The 5,817-nt window shown below is 69.0% G+C and carries 7 protein-coding genes and 1 pseudogene; 1 reads left to right on the top strand and 7 read right to left on the bottom strand.

Going from position 1 to position 5,817, the window contains the following annotated elements:
* Window positions 1-227 (top strand): annotated as a pseudogene (locus tag ABNT58_RS10545) (ABC transporter substrate-binding protein); the annotation flags it as partial.
* A 67-nt stretch (window positions 228-294) separates the two neighbouring features.
* On the opposite strand, the gene ABNT58_RS10540 reads toward ABNT58_RS10545, so the two are convergent.
* The 7 genes from ABNT58_RS10540 to ABNT58_RS10510 form a co-directional block, all read right to left on the bottom strand.
* Window positions 295-696: a type II toxin-antitoxin system RelE/ParE family toxin gene (locus ABNT58_RS10540; RefSeq protein WP_348753436.1), complete on the bottom strand. Its 402-nt coding sequence runs from the start codon at window positions 694-696 to the stop codon at window positions 295-297.
* Window positions 689-1,018, bottom strand: a complete 330-nt coding sequence (locus ABNT58_RS10535) for a type II toxin-antitoxin system Phd/YefM family antitoxin (protein WP_348753435.1) — start codon at window positions 1,016-1,018, stop codon at window positions 689-691. The genes ABNT58_RS10540 and ABNT58_RS10535 overlap by 8 nt, the downstream gene beginning before the upstream one ends.
* Before the next feature lie 93 nt (window positions 1,019-1,111).
* On the bottom strand, window positions 1,112-2,086 hold the full coding sequence (locus ABNT58_RS10530; protein WP_348753434.1) for an aliphatic sulfonate ABC transporter substrate-binding protein: 975 nt from the start codon (window positions 2,084-2,086) through the stop codon (window positions 1,112-1,114).
* On the bottom strand, window positions 2,083-2,976 hold the full coding sequence (locus tag ABNT58_RS10525; protein WP_348753433.1) for a TauD/TfdA family dioxygenase: 894 nt from the start codon (window positions 2,974-2,976) through the stop codon (window positions 2,083-2,085). The genes ABNT58_RS10530 and ABNT58_RS10525 overlap by 4 nt, the downstream gene beginning before the upstream one ends.
* A gap of 14 nt (window positions 2,977-2,990) precedes the next feature.
* The gene (locus ABNT58_RS10520; RefSeq protein ID WP_348753432.1) at window positions 2,991-4,343 is read right to left on the bottom strand and encodes an LLM class flavin-dependent oxidoreductase; all 1,353 of its coding nucleotides are present in this window, start codon (window positions 4,341-4,343) and stop codon (window positions 2,991-2,993) included.
* A 34-nt stretch (window positions 4,344-4,377) separates the two neighbouring features.
* Window positions 4,378-5,136 (bottom strand): ABC transporter ATP-binding protein, encoded by a 759-nt coding sequence (locus ABNT58_RS10515; protein ID WP_348753431.1) that lies wholly within the window; start codon window positions 5,134-5,136, stop codon window positions 4,378-4,380.
* Window positions 5,137-5,155: 19 nt separating this feature from the next.
* The coding region (locus ABNT58_RS10510) for an ABC transporter permease (protein WP_348753430.1) at window positions 5,156-5,817 on the bottom strand (662 nt) is incomplete at its 5' end.

Here is a 5,817-nt window from a genome sequence, read left to right as displayed (position 1 = left end):
GCCGCTACAGCAACCCGGCGCTGGACACGCTGATCGACAAGCTGAAGACCGAGGCCGACCCGCAGCGCCGCACGGACACCCTGCGGCAGGCGCTGAAGCTGGCGCAGGACGACGTGGCCCTGATCCCGCTGCACCACCAGGTCACGCCCTGGGCAGTGCGCGAGAACATCAGCACCCCGCACTGGGCCAACAACCAGCTGGAGCTGCGCTACACGCGCATCGATTGATCGATCAGGCGGTTCGAGACCGCGCCACGATGGCCTTGAACAAGGGCCTGTTCGATTTGCAGGGCGTTCACTCGGAGGGCGGCATTCCAGCACCGGGCCAGAAGCGCGCAAAGTCGAAAGACAGTTGTCGGTGGTGGCGGATGGACAGCAAATAAACCGTCGCAGTGGCGTCCATGGCCGTGTAGAGCATCAGGTAGTCGCCATGCAGGTACTCGCGCAAGGCGCTGGCAGCGCCGGCCGGCAGCGCTGCGAGCTGGGCCAGAGCTTCGGCCGATTGCGGCGGGTTGTCCAGGCAGCGCCGGCCGATGCGGGGGAAACGGGCCAGGTTGGGGAAGACCGTGGCGCGCAGTTCGGCCAGCAGGTCGTCGAAGGCAAAGGCCGCGTCGGCTTCCGTCAGGAACGCCTCGATGGCGTTCAGCCGCTCCAGGAAGCTCGCGGTCAGCTCGACCCGGTACCTATCCTCAGCCACGCTTCTTGGCGGTCTTGCCTGCGGTCTTTGCCACTGCGGCGCGGCGCTGCTGAAGCTGGGCGATGGCGGCATCGGCCTCCACGGTGCGGCCAGCCTCGATGTCGGCCAGGCCGCGCCTGGCGTCATCGATCAGCAGCAGGTGGATGCGCTCGCGCTCCAGGCGGTGGTAGTAGTCCAGCCGGTCCGCGTCGATCAGGGCGACGTAGCTCTCGCCGTTCTTGGTGATGATCTTCTCGGCGCCGGCCTTGGCCTGGTCGGCCAGCTCGGACAGGTTGGCGCGCGCCTGGGTGAATGGCACCACATCGCTGGCTGAAAAACCCATGGCCGGCTCCTTGGCGGGGTAGATGACAGGATTCTGTGCAGTCTACTCCGGCGCCAGACGGGCTTTTGCGGGCCCAGCCAGCGCATCGGTCGATCAGGCAGGCCGCCACACCGGCGACTCGGCGATCTGCAGCTTGCGCGGCAGGATCTGCGCCTGCACGAAGGCATCGGCGATGCGCTGCTGCTCGGCCAGCGCCTCGCCATCCACCGGCTGCACGCGGTAGCTGCGGCGCAGGTTGGCGGCCTCCACGGTGGCCGCGTCCAGGCCGATCACCGGCGCATGCCATTCGGCGGCCGGCCCCGGGTTCTGCTTGATCCACTCGCCGGCCCGCTGCAGCTCGGCATACACCGTGGCCAGCACATCGCTGCGGCGCTGTGTGTAAGCCGTGGCAGCGAGGTAGAAGCGCCGGTAGGCCGACAGCCGCGTGCCATCGACCAGGATGCGGGCGCCGGCCTGGCGCTGCACCGCCGCCAGGAACGGGTCCCAGATCACCCAGGCTGCCACGTTGCCGCCTTCGAACGCTGCGCGGCCATCGGCCGGGCTCAGATAGGCCGGCTCGATATCGCGCACGCTCAGGCCCTGCGCGGCCAGCGCTTCCAGCAGCAGGAAGTGCGCCCCCGCGCCTTTGGCGAAAGCCACCTTCTGGCCCTTGAGCTGGGCCACGCTGGTGACGGGCGAGTTGTTGCGCACCACGATGGCCTGCGCCTGCGGCGATGGGGTTTCGATGGCCACGTAAGTGAGCTTGGCACCGGCCGCCAGCGCAAAGGGCGGCACGGCATCGGCCACATCGGCGCTGAGGTCGATGGCGCCGATGTTGAGTGCCTCCAGCAGCGGCAGGCCCGAGGTGAACTCGTGCCACGACACCGCCACGTTCAGCGGCGCCAGCGCCTTTTCCAGCGTGCCGCGCGACTTCAAAAAGATCATCAGCGTCGACGACTTCTGGAAGCCGATGCGCAGCTTGTCGGCAGGCCCGGCGGCCCGTGCGGCGAGCGGCAGCGCGGCCGCCAGGCCCAGGCTCAAGCCCAGCAGCTGGCGGCGCGTGGCGGCGGGATCGAGTCGCCGGCTCATTGAGCGGCTGGGCTGCGCACCCGGCTGCGCTGGCCGTCCACCGAGACCGGCACGTCGCCGGCCACCGTCACGCGGCGCACCACGCGGTGCTGGTCGCCGTAGTCGTTGGTGGCGTAGTGCTGGGTGGCGCGGTTGTCCCACAGGGCCACGTCGCCCACCTGCCAGCGCCAGCGCACGGTGTTCTCCAGCCGCGTGATGTGGTTCTGGAACAGCTGGAACAGCAGGTCGCTGTCCTGCGTGTTGTAGCCGATGAAGCGCTGGATGAAGTGGCCGGAGACCAGCGTGCGTTCACCGGTGATCGGGTGCACACGCACCAGCGGATGCTCGGCCTCGATCAGCCGGCGAGTGAACACCTCCTGGTACTTGCGGGCGCCATGGGCATCGGGCTCGATGCGGGTGGCGGCATAGTCGTAATGGTTGCTGTGCACCGCCCACAGCTGGTCGGCCAGGGTCTTGAGCGAGGCCGGCAGCTCGTCATAAGCCAGCGCGGTATTGGCCCACACGGTATCGCCGCCATACGGCGGGATGACCACCGCCCGCAGGATGCTGACCTGCGGATAGTCCACCTCGAAGGTCACGTCGGTGTGCCACGAGTTGGCACGGCCGCCATGGCGCGAGTCCAGCTCCAGCAGCCGCGTGCCGTCCTTGGAGGGCACGGTGGGATGCTCCACCAGCTCGCCCCACAGGCGGGCGAAGGCTTCCTGGCCGGCATCGTCCAGGTGTTGCTGGCCGCGCACGAACAGCACCTTGTGGCGAAACAGCGCCTGCTGCAGCGCCTGGAAGGTTTCGGGCGCCAGCTGGCCCGACAGCCGCAGGCCGCGCACCTCGGCGCCGATGCGGCCGGCCACCGGCACGATGTCCAGGCTCACTTGATCGATCACTGCACTCATGGGTTCTCCTCAGGTCAGGCCGCTTGTGCGGCCGGGTTGGCATAACGGCTGACCGGCCGTTCCAGGCCCAGGTTCTCGCGCAGGGTGCGACCTTCGTAGGCAGTGCGGAACAGGCCGCGCCGCTGCAGCTCGGGCACCACCAGGTCCACGAACTCGTTCAGCGACTGCGGCAGCACCGGCGGCATCACGTTGAAGCCGTCGGCCGCGCCATGCTCGAACCAGTCCTGCATCTGGTCGGCGATCTGCGCGGGCGTGCCCACCACCACCCAGTGGCCGCGGGCGCCGGCCAGGTATTCGTAGAGCTGGCGCACGGTGAAGCGCTCGCGCCGCGCCAGCTGGATGACCACGTGCGCCCGGCTGTTCACGCCCTTGGGCGGCTCGGGGTAGTAAGGCGGCGGCGCGTCCAAGTCCCAGCGGCTCAGGTCGTCGTGGGGCCAGAAGGGCTGCAGCACGTTCAAGCCCACCGAAGGATGGATCAGCGCCTGCAGCTCGGCCCATTTGGCCTGCGCTTCTTCTTCGGTGCGGCCGATCACCGGCGAGATGCCGGGCAGCACCAGCAGCTGCTCGGGCCGGCGGCCGTACTTGGCCATGCGGCCCTTGACGTCGGCGTAGAAAGCCTGCGCCTCTTCGCGGCTGGTCCAGGCGGTGAAGATGGCTTCGGCGGTGGCCGCGGCCAGCTCCTTGCCGTCTTCCGACGAGCCGGCCTGCACGATCACCGGATGGCCCTGCGGCGGTCGCTCGATGTTGAGCGGCCCTTCCACCTTGAAGTGCGGCCCCACGTGGTTCAGTGCATGCAGCTTGCGCGGATCGAAGTACACGCCGCTGGCCTTGTCGCGCAGGAAGGCGTCGTCCTCGAAGCTGTCCCACAGGCCCTTGACCACCTCCACGAACTCATGCGCCCGCGCATAACGCGCGGCGGGGTCGGCGTGGGCCGCCAGGCCGAAGTTGCCGTGCACGTTGTCGGCGCTGGTGGTCACCACGTTCCAGGCCGCCCGGCCCTTGCTGATGTGGTCGAGCGAAGCGAACTTGCGCGCCAGCAGGTAGGGGTCTTCATAGGTGGTGCTGGCCGTGGCCACGAAGCCGATGTGCTGGGTCACCTGCGACAGCGCGGCCCACAGCGTCACCGGCTCGAAGTACGACACACGGCCCTGGCGACTGAGCGAGTCCTCGTCGCCGCGGTGGCGCTGGCCGGGGCTGTCGGCCACGAACACCTGGTCGAACAGGCCACGCTCGGCGGTTTGCGCCAGCTGCACGTAGTGGTCGATGTTGATGCCGGCATCGGCCTGCGAGCCCGGGTGGCGCCAGGCCGCGATGTGGTGGCCGGTGGCCATGATGAAGGCGCCGAGGCGCAGCTTGCGGTCGGTCATCGTTCCCTCCTTGCTTGTCCAGACAGGTGCGGTGTCAGTGCGTCGCGCCAAAGGCGGCCAGCACGGCCTCCTTGGCCTCGAGGAAGCCGGCGCTCAAGCGGTCGCGCGGGTAGCTCAGCGGCACCGGCACGGTGGCGCGGATGCGGCCGGGGCGCGGCTCCATCACCACCACCTGCTGGCCCAGGTACACCGCCTCTTCCACGTCGTGGGTGACCAGGATCATGGTGATGCCCTCGGCCAGCCAGATGCGGTGCAGCTCCTGCTGCAGGTGTGCGCGGGTGATGGCGTCGAGCGCGCCGAAGGGCTCGTCGAGCAGCAGCACCTCGGGCCGGCTGACCAGCGCCCGCGCAATGGCCACCCGCTGCGACATGCCGCCGCTGAGCTGGTGCGGGTACGCCTTCTCGAAACCCGTCAGCCCCACCAGCGCGATGTGCTCGCGCACCGAGCGTTGCTTGTCGGCCTCGGGCTGCTCGGCGTTCAGCAGGCCCAGCGCGATGCTCTGTTCCACGTTGAGCCACGGGAACAGCCGGTGCTCCTGGAACACGATGCCGCGGTCGAGGCTGGTGCCCACGATGCGCTGGCCGTCCAGCAGCACCTCGCCCTGGTAGTCGGCTTCCAGGCCGACGATCAGCCGCAGCAGCGTGCTCTTGCCGCAGCCGCTGCTGCCGACGATGCTGACGAACTCACCCGGGTTGACGGTGAGCGTGATGTTCTGGAGCACCGGCAGGGCCTGGCCCTTGACCTCGAACTGCTTGCTCAGGTTGCCGATGTGCAGCGTGCCTGCGTGGGCCATGGGGCCTCCTTGGGTTGAGTCAGAACTGCGCGACCGAGCGGCCACGCCACGCCAGCGCACGTGCTTCGATGCGGCTGGCGATCCAGTTGAGGGCGAAGCCCACCAGGCCGACGACGATGACGCCGAACAGGACCAGGTCCATCCAGAAGTGCTCGCGGCCGTCGATCATGGTGTTGCCGATGCCCTGGCCCGAGACCAGCAGGTACTCGGCGCCCAGCGTGGCCAGCCAGGCATAGATCAGCGCCAGATGCACGCCCGCGAAGATGGACGGCGAGGCCGAAGGCAGGATCAGGTAGCGCCAGGTCTGCCAGCGCGACAAGCGCAGCACGCGGGCCACCTCCAGCAGGTCGGCCGGCACGCTGCGGATGCCTTCGTAGGTGTTGAGCACCACCGGAAAGAAGGCCGCCAGCGACAGGAAGGCCACCTTGGCCGCATCGCCCAGGCCGAACCACACCGACAGCAGCGGAATCCACGCAAACAGCGAGATCTGCTTGAGCGTGTGGAAGCTGGGGCCCAGCAGCCGGTCGGCCAGACGCGAAGCGCCCAGCAGCGCGCCGAACAACAGGCCGGCCGAGCTGCCGATGGCAAAGCCGATGAGGTCGCGCCGCAGGCTGGCACCCAGGGCCGCGGCCAGCTTGCCGCTGGTGACCTGCTCCACCGCGGTGGCCCACACCTTTTCGG

Source organism: uncultured Aquincola sp. (genome assembly GCF_964001545.1).
In the GTDB taxonomy this organism is placed as follows: Bacteria; Pseudomonadota; Gammaproteobacteria; order Burkholderiales; family Burkholderiaceae_C; genus Aquincola.
The sequence above is the reverse complement of the archived record's forward strand: the minus strand, read 5'-3'. Positions and strand labels throughout refer to the sequence as shown.

What these genes read in the sequence shown, in the direction of transcription:
- ABNT58_RS10535 (WP_348753435.1), bottom strand. Translation starts at nt 1,018, where the DNA reads ATGGGTTTTTCAGCCAGCGATGTGGTGCCATTCACCCAGGCGCGCGCC.
- ABNT58_RS10530 (WP_348753434.1), bottom strand. Translation starts at nt 2,086, where the DNA reads ATGAGCCGGCGACTCGATCCCGCCGCCACGCGCCGCCAGCTGCTGGGC.
- ABNT58_RS10525 (WP_348753433.1), bottom strand. Translation starts at nt 2,976, where the DNA reads ATGAGTGCAGTGATCGATCAAGTGAGCCTGGACATCGTGCCGGTGGCC.
- ABNT58_RS10520 (WP_348753432.1), bottom strand. Translation starts at nt 4,343, where the DNA reads ATGACCGACCGCAAGCTGCGCCTCGGCGCCTTCATCATGGCCACCGGC.
- ABNT58_RS10515 (WP_348753431.1), bottom strand. Translation starts at nt 5,136, where the DNA reads ATGGCCCACGCAGGCACGCTGCACATCGGCAACCTGAGCAAGCAGTTC.